The 23,788-nt window shown below is 67.5% G+C and carries 16 protein-coding genes; 8 read left to right on the top strand and 8 right to left on the bottom strand.

Annotation, left to right across the window (positions count from 1 at the left end; translation table 11 throughout):
* Positions 1-836 precede the first annotated feature (836 nt).
* From GV007_RS16335 to GV007_RS16360, 6 genes are all read right to left on the bottom strand, one after another.
* A complete protein-coding gene (locus GV007_RS16335; protein ID WP_104244631.1) occupies positions 837-1,169 on the bottom strand; it encodes an L-rhamnose mutarotase in 333 nt (110 codons plus the stop codon).
* Between the two features lie 206 nt (positions 1,170-1,375).
* On the bottom strand, positions 1,376-2,407 hold the full coding sequence (gene rhaS, locus GV007_RS16340; RefSeq protein ID WP_104300943.1) for a rhamnose ABC transporter substrate-binding protein: 1,032 nt from the start codon (positions 2,405-2,407) through the stop codon (positions 1,376-1,378).
* A 98-nt stretch (positions 2,408-2,505) separates the two neighbouring features.
* Positions 2,506-3,579 carry an ABC transporter permease gene (locus tag GV007_RS16345; protein ID WP_104332712.1) on the bottom strand — a complete coding sequence of 358 codons (1,074 nt, stop codon included), beginning with the start codon at positions 3,577-3,579 and terminating at the stop codon, positions 2,506-2,508.
* Positions 3,576-4,628 (bottom strand): ABC transporter permease, encoded by a 1,053-nt coding sequence (locus GV007_RS16350; RefSeq protein WP_160074501.1) that lies wholly within the window; start codon positions 4,626-4,628, stop codon positions 3,576-3,578. Before GV007_RS16350 ends, GV007_RS16345 begins: the two co-directional genes overlap by 4 nt.
* The gene (locus GV007_RS16355; RefSeq protein WP_104307828.1) at positions 4,628-6,136 is read right to left on the bottom strand and encodes a sugar ABC transporter ATP-binding protein; all 1,509 of its coding nucleotides are present in this window, start codon (positions 6,134-6,136) and stop codon (positions 4,628-4,630) included. Before GV007_RS16355 ends, GV007_RS16350 begins: the two co-directional genes overlap by 1 nt.
* A 145-nt stretch (positions 6,137-6,281) precedes the next feature.
* Positions 6,282-6,926, bottom strand: coding sequence for a TetR/AcrR family transcriptional regulator (locus GV007_RS16360; protein WP_160074503.1), 645 nt, complete (start codon positions 6,924-6,926; stop codon positions 6,282-6,284).
* A gap of 80 nt (positions 6,927-7,006) precedes the next feature.
* Here GV007_RS16360 and GV007_RS16365 point away from each other — a divergent pair, with 80 nt between their 5' ends.
* The 3 genes from GV007_RS16365 to GV007_RS16375 all read left to right on the top strand — a co-directional run bounded on the left by GV007_RS16365 (position 7,007) and on the right by GV007_RS16375 (position 12,377).
* Positions 7,007-7,840, top strand: a complete 834-nt coding sequence (locus GV007_RS16365; protein ID WP_160074505.1) for an SDR family NAD(P)-dependent oxidoreductase — start codon at positions 7,007-7,009, stop codon at positions 7,838-7,840.
* On the top strand, positions 7,840-8,622 hold the full coding sequence (locus tag GV007_RS16370; protein WP_160074507.1) for an SDR family NAD(P)-dependent oxidoreductase: 783 nt from the start codon (positions 7,840-7,842) through the stop codon (positions 8,620-8,622). The genes GV007_RS16365 and GV007_RS16370 overlap by 1 nt, the downstream gene beginning before the upstream one ends.
* A 122-nt stretch (positions 8,623-8,744) precedes the next feature.
* Entirely contained in the window at positions 8,745-12,377 is a 3,633-nt protein-coding gene (locus tag GV007_RS16375; protein ID WP_160074509.1) for a glycosyl hydrolase, read from the top strand.
* 95 nt (positions 12,378-12,472) lie between these two features.
* Here the strand turns inward: GV007_RS16375 and GV007_RS16380 are convergent, their stop codons facing one another.
* Positions 12,473-13,096 carry a TetR/AcrR family transcriptional regulator gene (locus GV007_RS16380; protein WP_160074511.1) on the bottom strand — a complete coding sequence of 208 codons (624 nt, stop codon included), beginning with the start codon at positions 13,094-13,096 and terminating at the stop codon, positions 12,473-12,475.
* A gap of 160 nt (positions 13,097-13,256) precedes the next feature.
* Here GV007_RS16380 and GV007_RS16385 point away from each other — a divergent pair, with 160 nt between their 5' ends.
* On the top strand, positions 13,257-16,751 hold the full coding sequence (locus GV007_RS16385) for a glycosyl hydrolase (RefSeq protein WP_160074513.1): 3,495 nt from the start codon (positions 13,257-13,259) through the stop codon (positions 16,749-16,751).
* 143 nt (positions 16,752-16,894) lie between these two features.
* Here GV007_RS16385 and GV007_RS16390 read toward each other — a convergent pair whose 3' ends face one another.
* Positions 16,895-17,893 carry a LacI family DNA-binding transcriptional regulator gene (locus GV007_RS16390; protein WP_228503047.1) on the bottom strand — a complete coding sequence of 333 codons (999 nt, stop codon included), beginning with the start codon at positions 17,891-17,893 and terminating at the stop codon, positions 16,895-16,897.
* 163 nt (positions 17,894-18,056) lie between these two features.
* Here GV007_RS16390 and GV007_RS16395 point away from each other — a divergent pair, with 163 nt between their 5' ends.
* Genes GV007_RS16395 through GV007_RS16410 form a run of 4 tightly spaced genes read left to right on the top strand, consistent with a single transcriptional unit; the run spans position 18,057 to position 23,776 of the window.
* On the top strand, positions 18,057-19,355 hold the full coding sequence (locus tag GV007_RS16395; protein ID WP_160074515.1) for an ABC transporter substrate-binding protein: 1,299 nt from the start codon (positions 18,057-18,059) through the stop codon (positions 19,353-19,355).
* 58 nt (positions 19,356-19,413) lie between these two features.
* A complete protein-coding gene (locus GV007_RS16400; RefSeq protein WP_160074517.1) occupies positions 19,414-20,304 on the top strand; it encodes a carbohydrate ABC transporter permease in 891 nt (296 codons plus the stop codon).
* Positions 20,301-21,164 (top strand): carbohydrate ABC transporter permease, encoded by an 864-nt coding sequence (locus tag GV007_RS16405; protein WP_104332703.1) that lies wholly within the window; start codon positions 20,301-20,303, stop codon positions 21,162-21,164. The genes GV007_RS16400 and GV007_RS16405 overlap by 4 nt, the downstream gene beginning before the upstream one ends.
* Positions 21,161-23,776 (top strand): alpha-L-rhamnosidase, encoded by a 2,616-nt coding sequence (locus tag GV007_RS16410; RefSeq protein WP_236558591.1) that lies wholly within the window; start codon positions 21,161-21,163, stop codon positions 23,774-23,776. The genes GV007_RS16405 and GV007_RS16410 overlap by 4 nt, the downstream gene beginning before the upstream one ends.
* Positions 23,777-23,788: the final 12 nt, after the last annotated feature.

Consider the following 23,788-nt stretch of genomic DNA (forward strand, 5'->3'; position numbering starts at 1 on the left):
CCTCCGCTGAGGAGGTCACTTTAACCCCGTAGCGGTCGCCAAAACGGGGCGAAAGTGACCCATCCGCGACGAACGCCCCGGCCGATAACCCCTCCACACCACGACCTCCGCCGACTAGGTCACTTTCACCCCATATCGAGCGCCAAAACCGGGTGGAAGTGACCTATCCGCAGCGGACACGACGGCGGAACGGGGTGAAAGTGACCCACCGGCGGCAGCGGCGGCGGGTGCGGGTGCGGCCGCGAAACCGGGGGAAGGTGCCCCATCCGCGACGAACTCGGCGTCGAGCCGGGCGAAAACGACCCATCCGCGGCAGGTGCGGCGGATGCGACAGCCGAGCCGGGCGAACGCGCTCCATCCGCGGCGGACAGCCCGGTCGCCACCCCTCCGCGCCACGACCTCCGCTGATTAGGTCACTTTCACCCCGTAACGAGCGCCAAAACGGGGCGAAAGCGACCCATCCGCAGCGGACACGACGGCGGAACGGGGTGAAAGTGACCCATCGGCGGCAGCCGCGGCGGATGCGACAGCCGAGCCGGGCGAACGCGCTCCATCCGCGGCGGACAGCCCGGTCGCCACCCCTCCGCGCCACGACCTCCGCTGATTAGGTCACTTTCACCCCGTATCGAGCGCCGAAACGGGGTGAAAGTGACCCATCGGCCGCAGAAGGGGCGGCGGAACGGGGTTAATGTGCCCCATCCTGGCGGACGCGACAGCGGAGCGGGGCGGAGCGGGGCGGAACGGGGCGAAAGCGACCCATCCGCGACGAACGCGGCGTCGAGCGGGGCGAAAGCGACCCATCCGGCGGACGCGACGGCGCCCGCGGGGACGTACCGCTACGCGCCGAGCTGGTCTTCGAGGTTGAAGACCTCGACGAGGGGTGACGCCGCCTGGTCGGCGCGGCCCTCGAGTCCGTCGAAGAACTGCGACATGTCCGCTTCCCAGCGCGCCGCGACCGGCGAGGCCGCGAGGTAGGCGTTCGCGGCCGCCTCGTCGTCGACGTCGTAGCTACCGAACAGGGTGCCGTCCGGGGCGAGGAACAGGGAGTAGTTGCGGCGGCCGGCCGCCGCGATCTCGGCGAGCATCTCCGGCCACACCTCGGCGTGACGGCGCACGTACTCGTCGATGTGCTGAGGTGCGACCTTCAGCTGGAATCCGATTCTTGGCATGTGGTTCTTCCTATCTGCGTTCGTGTTCCCGGAGTTCGTGACCCCTGACCGTGCCGGACCGGACCGGACCGGACCGCGCGGATGCGGACGCGGACGCGGAGCGCGCCGGGAGCTGGGCCGGGATGCGCGAACGCCGCGCCGGGAGATGGTCCCGGCGCGGCGTCCGCAGTTCAGCTCAGCGGGGCTACTGGCCCCGCCTTCAGCTCCTAGAAGCTGAAGTCGCCGATGTTGGCCTTGTCGAAGACGAAGGGGTCGCCGAGGAGGACGACGCCGTCGGCGCCAACCGTGTACTCGCCGAGCTTGCCGGCTTCGAAGGTGTCACCCTCGGCGCCGGTGATGTCTCCGGCGATGAGCGCCTGGGCGGCGAACGCCGACAGGTAGCCGAGGTCTTCCGGGTTCCAGAGCGCGAACGAGGTGACGGTGCCGTCCTCGACGAACTCGCGCATCTGGTTCGGCGTGCCGAGACCGGTCACCGCGACCTTGCCCTTGAAGTCAGAGGTCTGGATGTAGCGTGCCGCAGCCGCGATGCCGACCGTCGTGGGCGAGACGATGCCCTTGAGGTTCGGGTGCGTCTGGAGGAGCGCAGCGGTCTTGTCGAACGAGGTCTGGTCGTCGTCGTCGCCGTAGACGGTCTCGACGATGGTGATGTCGGGGTACTCGGTGCCGACGTACGCTTCCATCTTCTCGATCCAGGCGTTCTGGTTCGTGGCGTTGGCCGCGGCGGAGAGGATGGCGATCTCGCCAGATCCGCCGATCTGCTCGGCGATGAGGTCGATCTGCGCCTTCGCGATGCCGTCAGCGTCTGCCTGGTTCACGAACAGGTCGCGGCACTCGGGGTTCGTGTCGGAGTCGAAGGTGACGACCTTCGTGCCGGCGTCGCGTGCCTCGTTGAGGGCGTCGCAGATCGCTTCGGGGTCGTTGGCGGAGATGACGATGCCGCCGACGGCCTGCTGCGTGAGCGTGTTGATGTAGCTGACCTGCGCGTCGGGGGTGGCCTCCGAGGGGCCGACCTCGGCGAACGTTCCGCCGAACTCGGTGGCGGCTGCCTGGCCGCCGACGGAGGACGCCTCGAAGTACGGGTTTCCGAGGTTCTTCGGGAGGAAGGTGACGGTGAGGTTGCCGGTGTCTCCGCCGCCTGCAGCGGTGTCGTCGCCGCCGGTGGTGCATCCAGTGAGCACGAGTGCAGCGCTTACTGCGAGTGCGCCTGCTGCGCTCAGCCGCTTCGTTGCGAGCTTCATGGGGGTTCCCTTCGGGTACTGAGCCGCTCGGTGTTCCGGGCGACGGTTGGGGTGTTGCGTGTTGGGTTTGAGGTGGGGCTGCAGTTCTTGGGAGGCGATCAGCCCTTGGGAACTGTCCCGCTGGTCGTACCGACCAGCGGTTTCTCTGCCTTGGGCCGCTTGCGGCGGATCCTGGGCAGGAGGCTTGCTCCGACGACGGAGGCCACGAGGAGCACTCCGGTGATGATGTTGATGACGTCGGAGGTGACGTTCGCGAGGCGCAGGGCGCTGGCGAGGACGCCGATGAGGAGGACTGCCGCGACGACTCCGTAGAGCTTGCCGCGTCCGCCGAAGACGGACACGCCACCGAGCACTACGGCTGCGATGACCTGCAGTTCGAGGCCGGTCGCGTTGTCGCCTCGCGCTGAGCCGTAGCGCAGCGTGAAGTAGATGCCGGCGAGGGCGGCGAGGCCGCCTGCGAGCACGAAGAGGACGAACTTCGTGCGGCCGACGGGCACTCCCGAGAAGTGGGCGGCTTCCTTCGAGAGGCCGATGGCGTAGACGCCGCGGCCGAAGGGCGTGTAGTGGAGCACGATGATGAAGATCGCGAGCAGGATGAGGAACGGGATCATGATGGCCGGAATGGGAGTGCCCACGATCTTGGCCTTCGCGATGTCCGTCCAGAACTCGGGGAACGAGGTGACCGCGGCGGTGCCGAGCACGCCGACCGCGATGCCGCGGAAGAGCGCGAGGGTACCGATCGTGACGGCGAGCGACGGCAGGCCGACCTTCGTGACGAGGAAGCCGTTGAAGGCTCCGCCGACGACGCCGACGATGAGGGCGGCGAGGGCGGCGAGCTCGAACGGCACCCCGGCCTGGTAGAGGGCACCCGTTGTGACGCTCGAGAGGCCGACCATGGAGCCGACCGAAAGGTCGATCTCGCCCGTGATCATGATGAGCGTCATCGGCAGGGCGATGATGAGCACCGCGGCGACGTCCATGAGCAGGTACGTGATGGTGATGGGCTGCGAGAAGCCCTTGACCGCGGACATCGAGACGACGCACACGACGACGAGGAGGGCGACGATCGCCATCTCGCGGGTGAACAGCATCCGACGCCAGGCTGGCTGCGAGTAGTTCTCGATGGTGCGCTGCGTTGCAGCGGACGACGTTGGGGTCGTGAGAGCGGTCATGATTCCTCCCTCGCTTCGACGAGCTTGCGGGATTGGCGGATGGCGAGGACGCGGTCGAGGACGATCGCGGCGAGGATGAGCACACCGACGACGGCGCGCTGCCAGAAGTCCGGGATGCCGACGAGCGGGAGCACTCGGTTGATGGTCATGAGGAGCATCGCGCCGATGGCGGCGCCCCACAGGGTTCCGACGCCGCCGGTGATGGCGACGCCTCCGATGACGGCAGCTCCGACCGCATCCAGTTCCCAACCGGCACCGGCCTGCGAGCTGACCGTGCCGTAGCGGGCGGCGTAGAAGACACCGGCGAGGCCGGCGAGTGCGCCCGAGAGCACGAACGCGGTGAGCACGCGGCGCACGTCGGGGAGCCCGTAGAGCTTCGCGGCGTCCGGGTCGGAGCCGATGGCGTAGAACTCGCGGCCCGCTCGCGTGTTCTTCATGACCCAGGCGGCGATGGCGAGCACGATGACGGCGATGATCGTGAGGATCGGGATGGTCAGGATCTGACCCGTGCCGAGTGCGAGGAAGTCGCGGGGCATGTCGCTCGCGTTGATGCGGCTCGAGCCGGCCCACATGACGTTGATGCCGCGGTACGCGTAGAGCGTGCCCAGCGTGATCACCATGGCCGGCACTCGCACGTAGGCGACGAGTGCGCCGTTGACGAAGCCGAGGATCGCGCCGAACAGCACTGCCGCGACGACGACGACGGGGATAGGGATGCCCGGGTAGTCGATGAACAGGCGGCCCGTGAGGAAGGCGGTGAGGCCGATCACGGAGCCGACCGACAGGTCGACGTTGCGGGTGATGAGCACGATCGCCTGGCCGACTGCGACGAGCAGCAGGATGGACGGCGTGAGGAACAGGTCTCGCCAGCCGTCGGGGCTGAAGAGGAAGTTCGGGTTGGTGATGGTCGCGACGATGAGGACGACCGCGAGGGCGAGGAGGATGCCGAGCTCGCGGGCCTTGCCGAAGTTGCCGAAGCGGATGGCCTTCTTGGGCGGCATGGGCGCGCCGGCGGTGGGGTGCGGCCCCTGGGTGGTGGTCGTGGTCATCAGAGCACCACCGTCACTGCGCCGGTCGCGGCGCGCATGACGCTTTCGCTGGTCGCCTGGCTGCGGTCGATTTCCTGGGCGATGCGGCCTTCGTGCATGACGAGCACGCGGTCTGCCATGCCGAGGACCTCTGGGAGCTCCGAGGAGATCATGAGGATTCCCATTCCGGTGCCCGCGAGCTCGGAGAGCAGGCGGTGCACTTCTGACTTGGTGCCGACGTCGATTCCTCGTGTCGGCTCATCGATGATGAGCAGCTTGGGGTTCGTCGCGAGCCACTTGGCGATGACGACCTTCTGCTGGTTGCCGCCGGAGAGGGTGCCGGCGATCGTGTCGAGCGCCTGCGCCTTCACTTCGAGCTTGGTCGCCCAGGTGCGGGCGTCGTCGTGCTGCTTGCGGCCGCTGATGACGCCGAGCTTCGTGAGCTGGTTCAGGATGACGCTTGTGATGTTCTCGCCGACTCCGGAGTCGACGACGAGGCCCTGCTTGCGGCGGTCTTCTGGGATGAGCGCGAGGCCGGCCTGCATGGCGGCGACGGGCGAGCCCGGCTTGACGACCTTGCCCTCGACGCTGACGCGACCCGACTTGTACTTGTCGACCCCGAACACGGCGCGGGCGACCTCGCTGCGGCCGGCGCCGACGAGGCCGGCGAGCCCGACGATCTCGCCGGAGCGGACGGTGAAGTTGATGTCGTGGAAGACGCCGGGGCTCTCGAGGTCCTCGACGACGAGCACTGGCTCGCCGATGACGGCTTCCTGCTTCGGGAACAGCTCGGTGACCTCGCGTCCGACCATCTGCTGCACGAGCGCATCCACGGTCGTCTCGCTGATGAGGTTCGTCGCGATGTAGCTGCCGTCGCGCATGACGGTGACCTTGTCGCAGAGGGCGAAGACCTCGTCGAAGCGGTGGGAGATGAACATGAGCCCTCGGCCCTCGTCGCGCAGGCTGCGGGCGATGGCGAAGAGTCGGTCGACCTCGACGCCGGAGAGGGCTGCGGTCGGCTCGTCCATGATGAGCACTCGCGCGTTGAGCGAGACTGCCTTGGCGATCTCGATGACCTGCTGGTCGGCGATGGAGAGGCCTTCGGCCGGACGGTCGGGGTCGATGTTCACGCCGAGTCTGGCGAACAGCGCCTTCGCCTCGTCGCGCATCGCCGAGCGGTTGATGCGGCCGAAGCGGTTCGTGGGCTGGCGGCCCATGAAGATGTTCTCGGTGACCGAGAGGTCGGGGAAGAGCGTCGGCTCCTGGTAGATGACCGCGACGCCCGCGGCCTTCGACTGGGCCGTGGATGTGAAGTTGACGTCTTCGCCGCCGAGCTGGAAGGTGCCGGCGTCGCGCTGGTAGAGGCCAGCGACGATCTTGACGAGCGTGGACTTGCCGGCGCCGTTCTCACCCACGAGTGCGTGGATGGATCCGGATTCGACGGCGATCGTGCCGGATCGGAGTGCGACGACGGATCCGAATGACTTCTGCACATCGCGCAGCTCGAGTACGACTTGCGAACTCGTCACGGTGGCTCCGTTCTCTTCGTTGAGTATTGCGGGGGTGTTGAGGGGTGCTCGGTGGTGAGCGGCGTGAGCCTGCCTGCTGTTTCACGGACTTTGTGAATCGTTTCAAGCGACTGGATGCGACACTACGCGACGCTCGCAGAAAACGTCAAGCCAAGGATGCAGAGTTGTTACCGGAGGGTGCGCCACGCCCCTCGGAAGCTGGCCCCAACAACCCCTCCAACCCCTGGAAAGCTCGCTCGACGGCAGTGTGGGCGGCCTCATCTGCGCTCGCCTCAGTCGCCCACCAGGAGAGCGCCTCGGCCATGGCGGCCTGCACGGCCGCGCTCGCAGCACGCGCAACAAGGCCGTCCGGATGCAGTCCGGCCCTGCGCGCCAGGAACACGGCGACCTCTTGCCGCCAGCCGAGATAGGCATCCGGGCGCGAAGACTGCTCTGGGGGCATGGCTGCGATGGCGCGGAGCCGGAGGCGTGCGGTCGGCTCCTCTTCGACCTCGAGGTCGAAGACCCTGCCGACAGCGACGGCGAGCGCCTGGAGGGGCGCCAACCCCTGGTCGACCGCGTCGAGCTCGCGCCTGAGCGCGTCGTGCCCACCCTCGGCACCCAACCAGACGATGTCACCCTTGGCAGGAAAGTACCGATGCAGGGTGCGCAGGCTGATGCCCGCCTCGGCGGCGAGCTGCGACATGGTGACGTGCTCATACCCCTCGCGGAGGATGATCTCCAGCATCTGCACGCGGAGCTGGCGCGGATCTGCAGACGCGGGTCGCCCGGGCCGACGTGTCTCACTCATGTCCACATTGTTGCTCCTTGCCGGGTTCGGAGTATTGACATACTCTGCCAATACTCGCCTGAACTCAACGTGGAGGTCTCATGCCGCATCCGCTCCCCGACGTCTCGAACGCCCCGATCTCGGACCTCATCTCGCTCGGAGGCCGGCGCGCCGTCGTGACCGGAGGCGCCCAGGGCCTGGGGCGGGCCATCTGCGAACGGCTCGCCGAAGCCGGTGCAGATCTACTCATCGTCGATCTCGACGCGGCTCGTGCGACAGCCGCCGCCGACGAGATCGCCACCAAGCACGGCAACCGCGCCATGGGCGCCGCCGCAGACGTGAGCGTCGCGGACTCCGTCTCCGCCGCAGCCGCCCGCGCCGCCGCTGAGCTCGGAGGAATCGACATCTGGGTCAACAACGCGGGCATCTTCCCGAACACCCCCGTCCTCGACATGCCGGTCGAGATGTGGGACCAGGTCTTCGCGGTGAACGCCCGAGGCGCCTTCCTCGGCTCCCGCGAGGCGGCGAAGCACATGAGCGGGAACACCTCCGGCGGCGTGATCGTCAACGTCATCTCGACGGCGGGGTTCACGGTCGGATTCCCCGGTATGGCCGCCTACGCAAGTTCGAAGCACGCGGCACGCGGACTCACGAAGTCGCTCGCGCTCGATCTCGCTCCCTTGGGGATCCGCGTCCTCGGGGTCGCCCCGAGCTACGTGCCGACCGAGGGCAATATCGCCGCTGCCGCCGCCGGCATGGAAGCCGCGAAGGCCGCCGGCGTGGAACTGCCCGAGCTCGACGTCATGAACCACAGCTTGATCGGCCGCACCGGCACTCCGGATGACATCGCGCGCGTCGTGCTGTTCGCCGCGAGTGATCTGTCGATGATCATGACCGGCAGCACGCTCCTCGCCGACGCCGGGGAGACGATCTGATGTCGACGCAGCACCAGGGGCGCCTGCACGGCAGGGTCGTCATGATGACGGGCGTCAGCAAGGGGCTCGGCAAGCAGAACGCGATCGAGCTGGCGAAGGCCGGAGCGAAGCTCTCGATCTCAGCGCGGAGCGAGGCCGCACTGCGCGAGACCGTGGCGCTCTGCGAAGCCGAAGGGGCAGAGGTGCTCGGCGTGGTCTGCGACGTGACCGACGTGGAGCACCTCGAGCGCTACGTCGCGCGAACCGTCGAACGCTTCGGCCGCATCGACGTGCTGGTCAACAACGCCAACTTCGAAGCTGAACTCACGCCGTTCCTGGAGCAGGACGTCTCGTCGCTTCGCACCGCGTTCGAGGTCGGCGTGGTCGCCGTGTGGCGCCTCATGCAGCTCTGCCATCCGCACATGTGCAGGACGGAGGGGACAGCTTCCATCATCAATCTGGTCTCCGGCGTGTACGAGACCGGGATGGAGGGCTACGCGTCCTACGTTCCCGACAAGGCGGCGATCCGCGGCCTCTCCATGGTGGCGGCCCGAGAGCTCGGGGCGAGTGGCATCCGCGTGAACACGCTCGCGCCGGTTGCACTCACTGACACGATCCTGCACGGCCTCGCGCCCGAGTACTCGGAGTTCGTGAAGCAGCAGATGTCCGTGAACCCGCTTGGCAGGTTCGGCGACCCAGCGACGGACATCGCCCCGGTCCTGATCTTCCTCGCCAGCGACGACAGCCGCTGGATCACCGGCCAGAACTTCAACGCCGACGGCGGAGCCGTCATCCAAGCCTGAGTCCGTCACCCCCGCTTCCTCGAGCAGTCGAGGGAGCGGGGTTCTTCCGGCCCAGTTATGAATCGTTTCACTTTCCAATCGCCCCACTCGAATCCTGCCGAGCGCAGGGAGAGGAACACTCCGTGACCCAACCAAGACGAGGTCGAAGGCGGCGCACCGTCGCCATCGCCACGGCAGCGAGCCTGTCCGTCCTCCTCAGCCCACTGCTCGCCACTCCGGCAACGGCCGACCCGACACCCCCCACGGCCGCGGTTCCCGTCATCGACACCGCCGCCTTCGCTGACCCGCCCTCAGCCGTTCGGCCGATGTTCCGGTGGTGGATGCCATTGGCCTACACGGAGGACAGCGTGCTGCGCGAACAGCTCGACCAGATCGCCGCCTCCGGCGCCGGCGGTGTCGAGGTCGCTCCGTTCATCGTCGCTGGCGAAGGAAACCAGAGCAACGCGTTCCTGGCCGAGTATGGCTGGGGCACCCCCGCGTGGGCACACAAGATGGAGGTCATCACCGAGAAGGCCGCCGAGCTGGGCCTCATCGTCGACCAGAACCTCGGGCCGCACTACCCGCCGACCGTGCCGACGCTGAACAGCTTCAACCAGCCGGAGGCGGAGCAGCAGCTCGTCTTCGGCTGGTCAGCTCACGCAGCAGGCGAGGCCGTCACCGGCGCCCTCCCCTCGCCCCTGACAGCACCACCCTCGGTCGCGACGAAGCTCGCCGAGGGAGCGACCTCAGGCCAGACGGCCCTGACCGTCGCGAGCCTCGGCGGCTTCGCGATCGGCGACGTCGTGACGCTCGGGGCAGAGGGAACGTCCGAGACCGTCACCGTCACTGCCGTCGGCGACCGCCTCGGCGCAACCGGAATGCTCACCGTGACGCCGATCTCCGGCGATCACGCTGTCGATGCGCCCCTCGTGAACGTCGCGGAGACCACGCGCCTCCGCACCGTGATCGCACAGTGCGAAGCCGAATGCGCCCCCGGCAGCGAGGGGCCCGCCGCACTCGTGCCGGGATCGATCGCCGACGTGACCGACAAGGTCGTCGATGGCCAGCTCGACTACACGTTCCCAGCCGACGGCGCACGCTGGGTGATCATCGACTTCCAGCAGACCGCATCCGGTCTGGTCGGACAGCGCGGAGGCTACACGGCGACACAGCCGAACTATGTGGTGGATCACCTCGGCAGGGGCGGCGTCGACATCCAGGCCGACTTCTGGGACGAGAACATCCTCACCGACGCCGTGAAGGCGAACCTCGACAAGGTCGGAGGCGGCGCCATCTTCGAGGACTCCCTCGAGCTCGGCGAGTCGCAGAAGTGGACCTGGAGCTTCCTCGACCAGTTCGAGGAGCGCCGCGGCTACGACGCCACGGAGGTACTGCCCGCACTCGCAGGTATCGGCATCCAGGGCTCGCACGAGGCGGCATTCGAGATCGGAGAGGTCGGCGAGAAAGCCCGCGAAGACTACCGCGAGACCGTCAGCGACCTGTTCGTCGACGAGTACGTGACCCCCATGCAGTCCTGGGCCCAGACGCATGGCCTCGACTTCCGAGTCCAGGCGTACGGCCTGCCCACCTCCACGTCGCACGCTTCCTCCGCATCAGGCATCCCCGAGGGCGAGTCGCTGAACTTCGGCAGCCCGAACCCGCTCGGCGCTGAGCAGAACTACCGCGTCGTCAGCGGTGGCGCCCACCTGGCCGGCAAGGACACCGTCTCGGTCGAGTGCTGCGCCGTGTTCTTCGGCGGCTACCGCTCCGGCATGGCCGGCCCGAACATCGGTGGTCAGTTCTCCGACAGCGGCGAGGGCTCGGTGCTCGGCGGCAAGTACTCGCAGGGTCTCCTCGACAGCGTCTACAAGAGCTACGCGGGTGGTGTGAATCAGCTGGTCTGGCATGGCTTCGCCTACCCGGATGCACCTGCGGGTGTGGGCACAGCGGGCCGCGATGGCGGCACCTGGCCCGGCTACCAGCCGTGGGACATCTTCGGCGCGCTCAACGTGAACGATGTCTTCGGACCCCGCCAGGCCAACTGGGAGGACATGACGGGGGTCAACGACGCCCTCGCCCGCACGCAGTACGTGCTGCGCGAAGGCCAGGCGAAGCTCGACCTCGGCGTTTACTACGAGGACCTGGGCCTCAAGGGCTCGTCGGTGAGCGGACAGCAGGCAGAGCAGCACATGCTCGGCACCGACTCCGCGACCTCATCCGCCGGGTACACCTACGACTACTTCGCGCCCCAGTTCCTCGCGGAAGAAGGACTGGCAGCTGATGCGGACGGCGGCCTGTTCGGCGACCGTTCCGCCTACAAGGCGGTTGTCCTCAACGAGCAGCGCACGATCTCCCTCGACGGGGCACGCTCGCTGCGTAACCTCGCGAAGCAGGGGCTCCGCGTGTATGTCGTCGGCCAGGCGCCGAGCGAGCTGACGGGCGCTGAGCCGGGAGCTGAGGAGCTGGCGACGGTCGTCGCGGAACTCCTCGCGCAGCCGAGCGTCACGCAGCTCGGCACCGAGGCGGAGCTGCCCTCTGCCCTCAGCAGCGACTCGATCGCGCCCGCCGTGTCCCCGAGCGACCAGGGCTCAGCACTCGGCTTCGTCCGTCGCGCGGCAGAAGGCGTCACGTACGACTTCGTGTACAACCGGTCCGGCGAGGCTGTCCAGCAGTCGCTGACCCTCGCGGGCACCGGCCGCCCCTACCAGCTCGACCCCTGGTCTGGAGAGGTGACGCCGGTCGGCGAGTTCACGCAGGATGGTGACAGCGTCACGGTCTCCGTCGACGTCGCCGCTCACGACACGGCGATCTTCGCCCTCGTCGACGACGACGGATCCGCCGTGCACGCGGTGTCCAGCGATGCTGATGTGCTGGCACCGGCAGCTGACGGCAGCATCTCGGTGCGCGCGACCGGCGATGGCACGTTCGGGACGGAGTTCAGCGACGGCTCGTCGACCACGACCGACGTGACCGGCCTGGCGGCTCCGCAGGGACTGAGCACCTGGTCGCTCGCCGCCCAGACGTGGGGCCCGGCGCCCGATGCGACGGGAATGACCGCATCCAAAACCGAGAAGGTCGACCAGCCAGCCATCGACATCACGGCCGACGCCGACGGGAAGCTGCCGTCGTGGCGAGAGGTGACCGGCGAGGTCGACCTGAGCAACGCATCCGGGCTCGGCACGTACTCGACGACCGTCACGCTTCCGGAGGCCTGGACGGAATCGGATGGCGCCTACCTCAGCCTCGGTGACGTGCTCGATACTGCCCAGGTCTGGGTGAACGGCGTGCAGGTCGTCGTGAACCAGGCCGACCGGGCACGCATCGACCTCGGCCACCAGCTGGAGCCGGGCGAGAACCGCATCGAGGTTCGGGTTGCCACGACGATGTTCAATGCCGTCAAAGCGACCGGCGACTCGAACTACCAGACCGCGGAGCAGCAGCGGACCGGCCTCATGGGCCCGGTCACGTTGACGCCGTACCGCGACACGGTCGCGTTCGAGGCACCGACGGCGACGGCCACCCCGCAGCCGACCGGCGAGCCGCAGCCGACCTCGACCGATGGCACCGGGACCACGGCGCCGACCTCGGCACCGGGCAACGGTGGCAGCGGTTCGGGCAACGGCGACTCGGATGCTGGTGGCCAGGACGGCGACCTCGCCACGACGGGCGTCGACGGCAGCCTCGCCGGCTTCCTCGCGCTCCTCGGGGTGGCGCTCGCTGGCACCGGGGCGGCGTTCCTCATCAGGAAGCGCCGCGGACGCGTGACGAGCGAGTAGTTCGGCCCAGAACGCGGCCCCTGCTTCCATGATCGTGTGGATGCAGGGGCCGCTTTCGTTGCACGAGCTCGCCGATTCCTGGCGCGGTTCCTGCCTTACAGCGGCTCGCTCACGTACGACTGCAGCTGCACGCGGAACGCTGCGGCCGCATCCACTTCGGGCGCCAGGAGCCACTGCTGCGTCAGCCCGGCCCTGAGGCCGGCGATCTGGACGGCGGCGAGTTCGACGGGTACGTCAGCGCGAGCGTAGAGCCCCTTCTCCTGCAGATCTGTGAGCGCGTCGAACGCCGTCGACCGGAGGAACTCGTACCACCGCGCGATCGAGGCGTGTGCTGGATGCGTCGGAGCCAACGCCTCCGCGGACACGATGCTGAACATCAGGACCCCGTCCGGCTTCGCAACGTCGCGTTCCGCGAGCGCCAGGAGTCCGCGCAGGTACGAGAGCCCGGTGGAGAAGTCGAGGCCGACCTCCGCGGCGGCGCGCTGGCCACGGCGCTCGAGGAGCGTCTCGAGCAGCACCGCCTTGTCGGGGAAGTGGTGGAGCACTCCCGTGTGGGACATGCCAGCTTCGACGGCGATCTCGCGGATCGATGCCGCGTTGAATCCCTTGACCGTGAAGACCCGCATGGCCGCATCCAGAATCTGGTCGCGCCTCGGATGCGGGGTGACGTCCCTCTGCGAGAACCGCGGGACGGGATCGGCGGCTGCTCCTGAGGACATGGCGACCATTCTCCCTTGCCGAGATTGTCTAACACGTGTTAGGTTCGCGACTGAATCGATTCAACTCCCCGAATCCGGTCTCACTCGCGCCCTCGGACCTCACGAGCTGGCGCGGCAGTTCACACCCCGTCGTTGGCAAAGATGCCAGAGAGGTCACAAGATGAACGATCCACGAAGACGAGGGCGACGAGCCGTTGCGCTCGGCGCAGCGCTCACCGTCGCCTGCACGCTCGCCGTAGCCGGCCCAGCCGTCGGCGACGAGCACACCACGACCACCAGCGCCATCGACCCCACCGAGTTCGCAGAGCCAGGAGTCGACTTCCGCCCAGGCGTGCGCTGGTGGTGGCCCGGCAACGCGGCCAGCCAGGAGGACCTGCTCGCTCAGGTCGACTACCTGCACGAGAACGGCTTCGGCGCCGTCGAGATCGTGGCCTTCTCGAAGGGGTTCCTGACCGAGGAGGGCATCGCGGGCAACGGCGGCAACGGCGGCTCGATCTACGACGCCGCCCCCGGCTACGACACGGAGGCCGTGCTCGGCTACGAGTCGCCCGAGTACTTCGCGAAACTCGACGCAGTCATCGCCCGCGCCAACGAGCTCGGCATCACCGTCGACCTCAACATCGGCAGCGGCTACCTCGCAAGCGACGACTCCATCGACCTCGAGGACAGCCAGAACACGATGGCGCTGGGCCGGGCCACCGTTCGGGTGGATGCGGCCGGCGCGCTCACCCTCGTGTCCGGTGACGTCTCGGTGCCGACCGGCACGGGCAAGCTCTCGCTCGGCATCCCCAAGGCAGAGGTCAGCCCGTTCTTCGCCTCGGAGAAGTTCGGCTTCGAGTTCGGCGAGTGGAAACCGGAGAACGCGCACCTGAACTCCGTCATGCTCGCCCCGATCACGGGCCAGGGCGCTGACCTGACGACGGCCAACCAGACCCTCACCTCCGACTTCAGCTCGGTCAAGACCTACGAGCAGCAATCGGTGCTCGACCTCGATGCCGCGCAGCTCTCCTACCCGAGCGACGGGCAGACGACCTTCGGCGTCGACACTTCGACCCTCGCGGCGGGCGACTACGAGATCGTCGCGCTCTACAGCGCCACGACGGGCGCGTACGGCTTCAACTCGATCATCGAGAACACGACGACAGACAAGCGCAACTACGTCGTCGACCACCTCAACCCCGTCGCGATCACGAAGCTCGTCAACGGCTGGCTCGGCGAAGCCGCGCTGAACGACATCGTCGAGTCGCGCGACATCCGCGCCGCCTTCAACGACAGCTACGAGTTCTACACCGACCGCCACTACAACGACCTCATCCAGGCCGCGGCGGAGTCGCAGGAGCTGCTCGGCTACGACATCACGCCGTACCTCCCCTCCCTCTACTCCATCTACCAGGACTCGTTCCTCATCGACGGAACCCCCACGGTCAAGCCGGAGTACGCAGCTCTCGGACTGCAGACACCGGAGGTCAGCCGCTTCGGCGGCGGCAGCGGAATGCCGCTGCTCGCCAGCAACCTCAGCGAAGAGGAGTCGCAGCGCATCGTGCACGACTACGGAGTGCTCCTCAACGACTCGTTCCTCCAGGGCCTCGAGGCGTTCTCGAGCACCCTCGGCGAGTACGGCATCGACTACCGCCAGCAGGCGTACAACCCGCCCATCGACACCCTGAAGTCGTCGCAGTACGTCGACATCCCCGAGACCGAGGGCCTCGACGAGTACCAGCTGAAGCGCGTGGCATCCGGAGCACACCTCTACGGCAAGAACCTCGTCACCTCGGAGGTCTTCACGCTGGGCTCGGTGCCGTTCCAGATCACGCCGGAGTTCATGAAGCAGGGCTACGACCTCATGGCCACGAGCGGTGTGAACAACTTCTTCTACCACGGGCTCAGCGCAACCTACAGCGGCAACGACGACCCCGCCTTCACGTCCGACGACAACCTCTTCGCCGAGGAGGGCTGGCGCGCCTGGCCCACGATCGGCGTCGAGATGGCCGACACGGCTGGCATCGCCGACTACTACGCGTCGATGAACGACTACGCGTCGCGCGCCAACTACGTCATGCAGTCGGGCAAGAACAGCAGCGACGTGGCGATCTACATGCCGCTCTTCGGGGCGCTGGCGAGCGGCGGCGGCTTCGGCGGCGGCTCCACGCCGCTCGCATCCGTCACCACGGCCCAGGCCAACGGCTGGGCGTGGGATGCCATCAACGACGACACCATCCAGACGGGCCTGAGCTGGGACGGCTCCCAGCTCGTCGCGAACGGCGGCAACGCATCCTTCGACGCCATGCTCGTCGAGAGCGGCACCGTGCCTCTCGAGACGATGCAGGCGCTGCAGAAGCTCAAGAACGCGGGTGCGCCGATCGTCTTCGTCGATTCGGCTCCCGCCGCGCAGCCCGGCTACGCGGGCGGCGAGTACGCGGCACTGGATGCGCAGGTGTCCGACATCGCCGCCGCCATGGGCGGTGCCATCGAGGCAGCCGCCGTCCCCGCGGCACTCGCGGCCTCGGTCGACGCACCCATCTCCTACGAGGAGAACGCGGACATCCGCTTCGGGCGCCGCACGCTCTCGACCGGAGGCGAACTCGCGTACGTGCGCAACACCTCCGCGGAGGCGGCAACGGGGGTCAGCCTGACGGTCGCCGACGACCTCGACTCCTGCTGGTGGCTCGACCCCGAGACGGGCGAGATCTTCGACGCGGAGGTCGACGGCAACGTCGTCTCGGCGACGCTCGACGCGAGCGGAGCGGTTGTCCTGCTCTGCGAGCCAGCAGGCACCGGCATCGCCGATTCTGCGATCTCCGACGGGACCCCCTCGTCGATCGACACGACCGAGCGCGGTGTCGGCCACCAGCTCGGTGCCTTCTCGCTCGAGGTCACGGCCGACAACCTGGGCACGAACGCACCGGGTGAGCCGAGCACGTCCGAGTACACGGGCGAGGTCCTCGGCGACTGGAGCGCCGACGGGTTCCTCGGCAACGAGCTGCGGTACGTCACCGATTCGGGAACGTACCGAACCACGGTCGAGATCCCGGATGCGGCCGACCTCCTCGAGGGCGGTGCGGTGCTGAACCTCGGCACCGTGAACAACGCGGCGACAGTTCGCGTGAACCCCGGCACCGAGCACGAGCTCGTGACGCAGCTGTACGCCGCGCCGTACGAGGTCGACATCGCGCCGGCGCTCGTGAACGGCTCCAATGTCATCGAGATCGACGTGCAGCCCGTGCAGAGCAACCGCCGCGAAGGCCTCAAGGAGCTGTACAACAGCGACCCGGTCGCCAACGTGAAGTACCAGGCGTACAACAGCGTGCACGGCGGTTCCGGTCTCATCCCGGCCGGCCTCGTCGGCCCGGTCACGCTGAACAGCGCGGTCGAGAGCATCGCTGAGCCGAATCCGACGGGCACTGCGGAGCCCACACCGCAGCCGACCTCCACGGACGGTACCGGGACCACGGCGCCGACGTCGAGCCCCGGCAACGGCGGCGGTGACGGGTCCGGGAACGGCGGATCCGACGCCGGCGGCCAGGACGGCGACCTCGCAACGACGGGCGTCGACGGCAGCCTCGCCGGCTTCCTCGCCCTCCTCGGGGTCGTGCTCGCTGGCACCGGAGCGGCGTTCCTCATCAAGAAGCGCCGCGGACGCGTGACGAGCGAGTAGCCGCTCTCGGTCCGAACGAGATCGCCCGGACGGTCGTCACAGCCCCAGCTGACGACCGTCCGGGCGATCCCGTTGACACGAGAGGCACGACGATTGAGGTCGCCTCGAAGGCAGTGCGAGCCTGTCGACGGACGCGGCAGCCCTCAGCCGCGGCCTCCGATCGTGCTTGCGCGCTCGTGCAGACTGGGCGGCAGGACGATCGTGCGATGCTCGTGCCGATCACCGAGAGCGATCTCCTCCATGAGCAGCTCCGCGCCCACCCTCCCCATCTCGAGGCCGGGCTGCCCGACACTCGTGATGCGGACTGGACTGTCGGTCGACATGCGGTTGTTATCGAAGCCGACGACTGCCAGGTCCTCCGGCACCGAGACGCCTGCCGCCAGAAGCGGTTGCATGGCCCCGAATGCCAGGGCATCGGACGCGCAGACGAGCGCATCCGGCCGCTCGTGTGGCGGGCGCTCGGCCAGCATCACGCCGAGGCTATGGCCTCCACGAACGGTGATGCGTGGCGTCTCGATGGTCTCGATCTCGACACCTCGACTCTCCTCGCAGGCCCGGAGCACACCTCGCCGACGCGCCGCGACCGCGGAGAGCGAGAACGGGCCACCCGCGAAGACGAGCCTGCGACGCCCGAGCGCGATGACGTGCTTCGCCGCCAGGTAGCCACCAAGCTCTTCGTCGGCCACGACCCCGCAGGCGTCGCCGCTTCCCGGCCAGTTGACCTGCACGACCGGCATGCCCCTGCCCCGCGCGTGCTGCGCGGCGTCGAGCGGAGCGTCGAGTGGAGCCAACAGGATGCCGGCCACCTGCGTCTCCTCGAAGAGCTCGATGTGCCCTGTCTGCTTGGCGAGGTCGACGTCGCTGTTGGCGAGAAGGAGTCGCTTGTGCTTCGTGTCGAAGGCCTCCTCCGCCCCTCTGGCGATGTCGAGGAACAGCGAGTTCGCGAGATCGACGATGACGAAACCGACCGTGTCAGCCCGTCCCATGGCGAGCGACCTCGCCGTCCGATTCCGGACGAAGCCAAGCTCCTCGATGGCGCGCTCGACTCGTTCGCGCGTTCCTGCCGCGACGAGGTTCGGGGTATTGAGCACGTTGGAGACGGTCCCCAATGACACCCCGGCGAGACGCGCGACGTCAGTCATCACTGGCCGCGGTCGATCCCTGGTCTCATTGGTCGTCGGTGACATGGATCAGAACTCTATACGACAGGAAAGTTATCCGTTCGCTTGCGAATCGTGCAGGTTCGTGGTTGTCTTTGAAGCGCTTCAAGCACGCGAGGTCGACTCGCCCAATCAAGGAGGATTCATGAAGCGAACCCCTCGGGTCGCGCCAACGCGCTTGACCCTGACCGCTCTCGCGGGAGTCTCTGTACTCGCGCTCACGGCCTGCTCTGGTGGAGGTGGCGCATCCGTCAGTGACGATGAGTTATCCGTCTTCATCAACGTGGAGAACACCGAGGTTCCAGCCGTCCTCGAAACCCTAGCTGGGGACACCTGCTCAGCCGAAGCCGGCGCGCAGCCACTGAGCGTCGAGACCGTCCCCCAGACGAACCTCGACCAGCAGCTCCAGCTCAAGGCAGGACAGGGGGACCTCCCCGTGCTGTTCTCAGCAGGCAACGCACCTGCCCTGACGCAGACACTCGCGGAGTCGGGCAACATCGCCGACTTCGAAGCGCTGCTGACGGAGTCCGGACAGCTCGACAAGATCGAGCCGGCAGCCGTCTCCACGATCGAGAACCTCTACGGCAGCTTCGCCGTGCTCCCCTTCGAGTACAACGTCGAGGGCATCTGGTACAACAAGACGATCTTCGATGAGCAGGGCATCGCCGAGCCACAGACGTGGGACGAGCTCACCGCGGCCTCGGAGAAGCTCGACGCTGCAGGCATTCAGCCGTTCTCCGCGAGTGGAGAGCAGGGGTGGCCGATCACGCGCCTGATCTCGAGCTACCTGTTCCGCACCCTCGGCCCCGACGCGATGCAGAAGGTCGCCGACGGCGAGGCCAAGCTCACCGACCCCGAGTACGTCGAAGCCGCGCAGGCGATCGCCGACCTCGGCGCCGCCGGCTACTTCGGTCAGGGCGTCGGTTCGATCGACATGGCGACGTCCGAGAACCAGTTCCTCAACGGCAGCGCCGCGATGTTCTACATGGGCAGCTGGTTCCTCAGCGGCCTCAACGACCCAGAGGCGAACCGGATCGGCGTCGAGAACGTCGGCTTCATGCCCTTCCCCGGCGTCGAAGGCGGCGCAGGCGACCGCTCCCAGCTGGCCGCGAACGTGGGCCTCCCACTCACGATGAACGCGAACGCCACGGGAGAGAACTCCAAAGCATGGCTGAGCTGCATCGTCGAGAACTACGGCAGCACCGCGCTCGCACAGGAGAACCGCGTCTCCGGCTTCGCGCTCTCCGAAGAGGTCGCCGACGTGCCACCGCTGACACAGCTGGTCCAGGACCAGATCGCTGAGACAGAGACCACCGTGCTCTGGTTCGAGGCGCTCTTCTCCCCTGAAGCGACGACCACGAGTCAGCGCAATGCCGCCCAGCTCGTGACGGGCAGCATCACCGCTGAGGACTTCATGGCGCAAGTCCAGGCCGACCTGGGCTAAGTCCCCGCGAGGTGCGGGAGCGTCCGCTCCCGCACCTCCACCGGATTCGGAGATACACATGAAAAACGTGCTCGGCGACAAGCGCACGATCGCCATCCTGCTCGGCCCCGCACTCCTCGTCTACTCAGTCGTGATGCTCGTGCCGGTGCTCGTCTCACTCGGGTACACCCTCTTCGAGGGGAACGCGATCGTCGGCTTCACCTTCGTGGGCTTCGACAACTTCGTGCGACTGTTCGGCGACTCCGAAGTCCACGCAGCCCTCCTCTTCACTCTGAAGTACGCGGTCGTCGTGACCATAGGCCAGGTGCTCTTCGGGTACGGCCTGGCACTGCTCTACGCCTTCGCGCTGAAGCGGGCCTCGGGCCTCATCCGGACACTCGTCTTCTTCCCGGTCGTCATGCCGACCGTCGCCGTGGCCTTGCTCTTCCAGCAGCTCTTCTCCGTCGCCCCCACGCAAGGTGTCGTGAACTCCTTCATCACCTCATTCGGTGGCGTCCCGCTCGACTGGTTCGGCGACGGCGGCAGCGCCTTCTTCGTGATCGCGATCATGGACATCTGGCGCTCCATGGGCTTCTACGGCGTGCTCCTCTACTCAGGGCTCATCGACATCCCCGAAGACGTCATGGAATCCGCCAGACTCGACGGAGCCAGCGGGTGGAAGCTCATCCGCCACATCGTGCTTCCGCTCTCGCTGCCCGTCCTCATCTCCTCGCTGATCTTCTCGATCAACGGAACGCTCAAGGTGTTCGACAGCGTGCTCGCACTCACGAACGGCGGGCCCGGCAGCACCACGAGCCCCCTGACGATCGCGATGTTCGACCAGTCCTTCACCTACGGCCAGTACGGCTACGGCTCGACGATCGCGATGCTCCTGACGATGGTGTGCCTCGCCGTCACGTTCGTCGTCTTCCGCGGGGCCGCCCGCAACCGACAGAGGGCCGCATCATGACCACGACCAACAGCTTCTCGCCGGCCCGTGTCCGCCGGCTGCTCGGCCGGATCCCGGTCTGGATCGGCGTCGCCTTCCTCCTCGTCATCGTCGGCTACCCGCTGCTCTGGCTCCTCCTCGGCTCCTTCAAGACGCAGCGCGAGTTCCTCGAAGAACCCACCTGGGCGATGCCGGAGCAATGGAACTTCGACAACTACAGCGTCGCGTGGGAGACGGCCGGCCTCGGCCAGACGTTCCTGAACAGCGCAGTCGCCGTCCTGCCCTCGCTCTTCCTGATGCTCCTCCTCGGCACGGCCGCGGCGTTCGCGCTGGAGGTCATGGTGTGGAAGGGGCGCAGCAACGTGCTGCTCATCTTCCTCGCCGGCATCATGGTGCCGACCCAGATGATCCTGCTCCCGCTCTTCAGTGCCTACTTCCAGATCGGCCTCACCGGCACCCTCTGGACGCTGATCATCACCTACACCGCGACCGGGCTCCCGCTGACCGTGTTCCTGATGGCGACCTACTTCCAATCCATCCCCAGAGAGATCTTCGAAGCGGCGACCATCGACGGAGCATCCGTCATCAGGCAGTTCTTCTCCATCGGACTGCCGATGATGAAGAACGGCCTGTTCACCGTCGGGCTCGTGCAGTTCTTCTTCTTCTGGAACGACCTGCTCATCGCGCTCACCTTCGCGAACTCCGGCAGCATCCGCACGCTGCAGCTCGGCCTCCTCAACTTCAACGGGAACTTCGGCACGACGCAGTACGGTCCGCTCTTCGCGGCCGTCAGCATCAACGTGTTCGCACTCCTGATCGTCTACCTCATCCTCAATCAGCGAATCCAGAAGGGCCTCACGGCCGGAGCGGTCAAGGGATGAGCATCAACACTCCGAACAGGAACACCGTGCACGTCACTCCCCCCACGATCGAGCACCTCCGCGAGAGCATCGGCATCGGCACCCCCACCCCTCGACTCAGCTGGAAGATCAGCGCCGCTCCCGGGTGGACACAAGATGCCTGGGAGCTCGAAGTGGATCGCGGCGGGCAGCTCAGCCGGTCAGGTGGTCGAGGCCACGAGCAGGTTCTCGTGTCGTGGCCGTTCGAGCCGCTTCTCTCCCGTGAGTCAGCAGCCATCCGTGTCCGCGTGCTCGGCGGCGGCACGTGGTCCGCCTGGAGCGACGCCACAACGGTCGAGGTCGGCCTCCTCGAGGAGGCCGACTGGCAGGCGATGCCCGTCGGCGCAGCCTGGGAGGAAGAGGCCGGGACCGACCGGAGGCCATCCCTCGTCCGTCGCGAGTTCCACCTCGCGAAGCCCGTCCGAAGCGCCCGCCTGTACGTCACCGCGCACGGTCTCTACGAAGCGGAGATCAACGGGCAGCGCGTGGGCGACCACGAGCTGTCTCCAGGCTGGACGAAGTACGACGACCGCCTCATCTACTGGACCTTCGACGTCACCCAGCACGTCCAGCAGGGCGCGAACGTCATCGGCGCCTGGCTCGGGGACGGCTGGTACCGCGGCCGGCTCGGCTTCAACGGCGGCTACCACGACCTCTACGGCACCGACCAGTCCCTCATCGCTCAGCTCGAGATCGAGCACACCGACGACTCCCGCCACGTCGTCGCGACCGACGCCGATTGGGTAGCGGCGCTCAGCCCGATGACCAGCGCCGGCCTCTATGACGGCGAGAAGCACGACACCCGCGAGGAACAGGACGGGTGGAGCACACCCGGTGCCTCCGATGACGGATGGACCCCCGTCAAAGTCCGCTCTCGCGACGCCGCCACTCTTGTCGCGCCGTCGCTCCCGCCGGTGCGATGCACGCAGGAGATCGAGCCTGTCTCGGTCACTCGAACCGCAGAGGACTCCCACCTCATCGACTTCGGGCAGAACCTCGTCGGTCGGCTCCGCGTCGAAGTCGACGGGCCGGCCGGACACCGCATCGAGCTGCGTCACGCCGAGGTGCTCGAGCACGGCGAGCTGGGCGTCCGCCCGCTCCGCCTCGCTGACGCCCACGACATCATCACCCTGGATGGCCGCGGCCCACGCCTGTGGGAGCCGAAGTTCACCTTCCACGGCTTCCGCTATGCCGTCATCACCGGCCTTGCGGAGCTGCCCGTCGGAGGTGTGATCGCGCGCGTGCTGCACAACGACATGGAGCGCACGGGAACGCTCACCACCTCATCCGATGACCTGAACCGGCTGCACGAGAACGTCGTCTGGGGCATGCGCGGCAACTTCCTGTCGATCCCCATGGATTGCCCGCAGCGCGACGAGCGGCTCGGCTGGACGGGCGACATCCAGGTCTTCGCCCCCACCGCGTCCTTCCTCTACGACTGCGCCGGGTTCCTGGAGAGCTGGCTCGCGGACCTCGCCCTCGAGCAGCTGCCCGACGGCACCGTGCCGTGGTTCGTGCCCGTCGTCCCGGGCGGGCCCACCTGGACCCCAATCGAGACCGGCGCTGTGTGGGGCGACGCCTCTGTGCTCACTCCTCTGGTGCTGCACGAGCGATTCGGCGACCGCGGCATCCTCGCGCGTCAGTTCGAAAGCGGGCGAGCTTGGGTCGACCGGATGATCCTCCAGTCGGGCGACTCGCGACTCTGGAAGTCGGCACACCAGCTCGGAGACTGGCTGGACCCTGCTGCTCCGCCTCATGACCCGGCAGACGGGCAGACCGACAAGTACCTCGTCGCCTCTGCGTACTTCGCGTACACGACGAGGCGTCTCGCCGACATCGCCATCACCCTCGGCCGAACCTCGGAAGCGAGCAGGTACGCGACGATCGCGTCCCAGGCGCGCGACGCATTCCGCGGCGAGTACGTCGTGGATGGCGGCCTGCTCACGAGTGACGCGCAGACCGCATATGCACTCGCCATACGCTTCGATCTCCTCTCGGCCTCGGAGAAGCAGGTTGCGGGTGCACGGCTGGCCCAGCTCGTGCGCGAGGCGGGCCACCGCATCGCGACGGGTTTCGCCGGAACGCCCGTCATCAGCGACGCCCTCACCGCAACCGGGCACCTCGACGATGCGTACGCACTGCTCCTCGAGGACTCGTGCCCGTCCTGGCTCTACACCGTGCGCATGGGCGGCACCACGATCTGGGAACGGTGGGATTCGATGCTCCCCGACGGCAGCATCAACCCGGGTGAGATGACCAGCTTCAACCACTACGCGCTGGGCTCCGTGGCCGATTGGATGCACCGCACCATCGGGGGGCTGGCTCCCGCGCAGCCTGGCTATCGGCGGGTCGTCTGGGCGCCACAGCCCGGCGGCGACCTCACGAGCGCGACGATCGCCTTCGATTCCAGGTACGGGAGGATCACTGGCTCGTGGACGCGAACCCTCGAGGGGGTCAGCTACGAGCTGCAGCTTCCGACCGGCGTCACGGGGCAGGTACGACTCCCAGGGGCCGATGAGCGATTCGAGCTCGTGTCTGGCGCGAAGTTCGAGCACCGCGTCGCGGCCCCCGCACTCGAGACGCGGGTGCGCTAGGGAGAGCTGGCT

Source organism: Pseudoclavibacter sp. 8L, assembly GCF_902506465.1.
Lineage (GTDB): Bacteria > Actinomycetota > Actinomycetes > Actinomycetales > Microbacteriaceae > Pseudoclavibacter.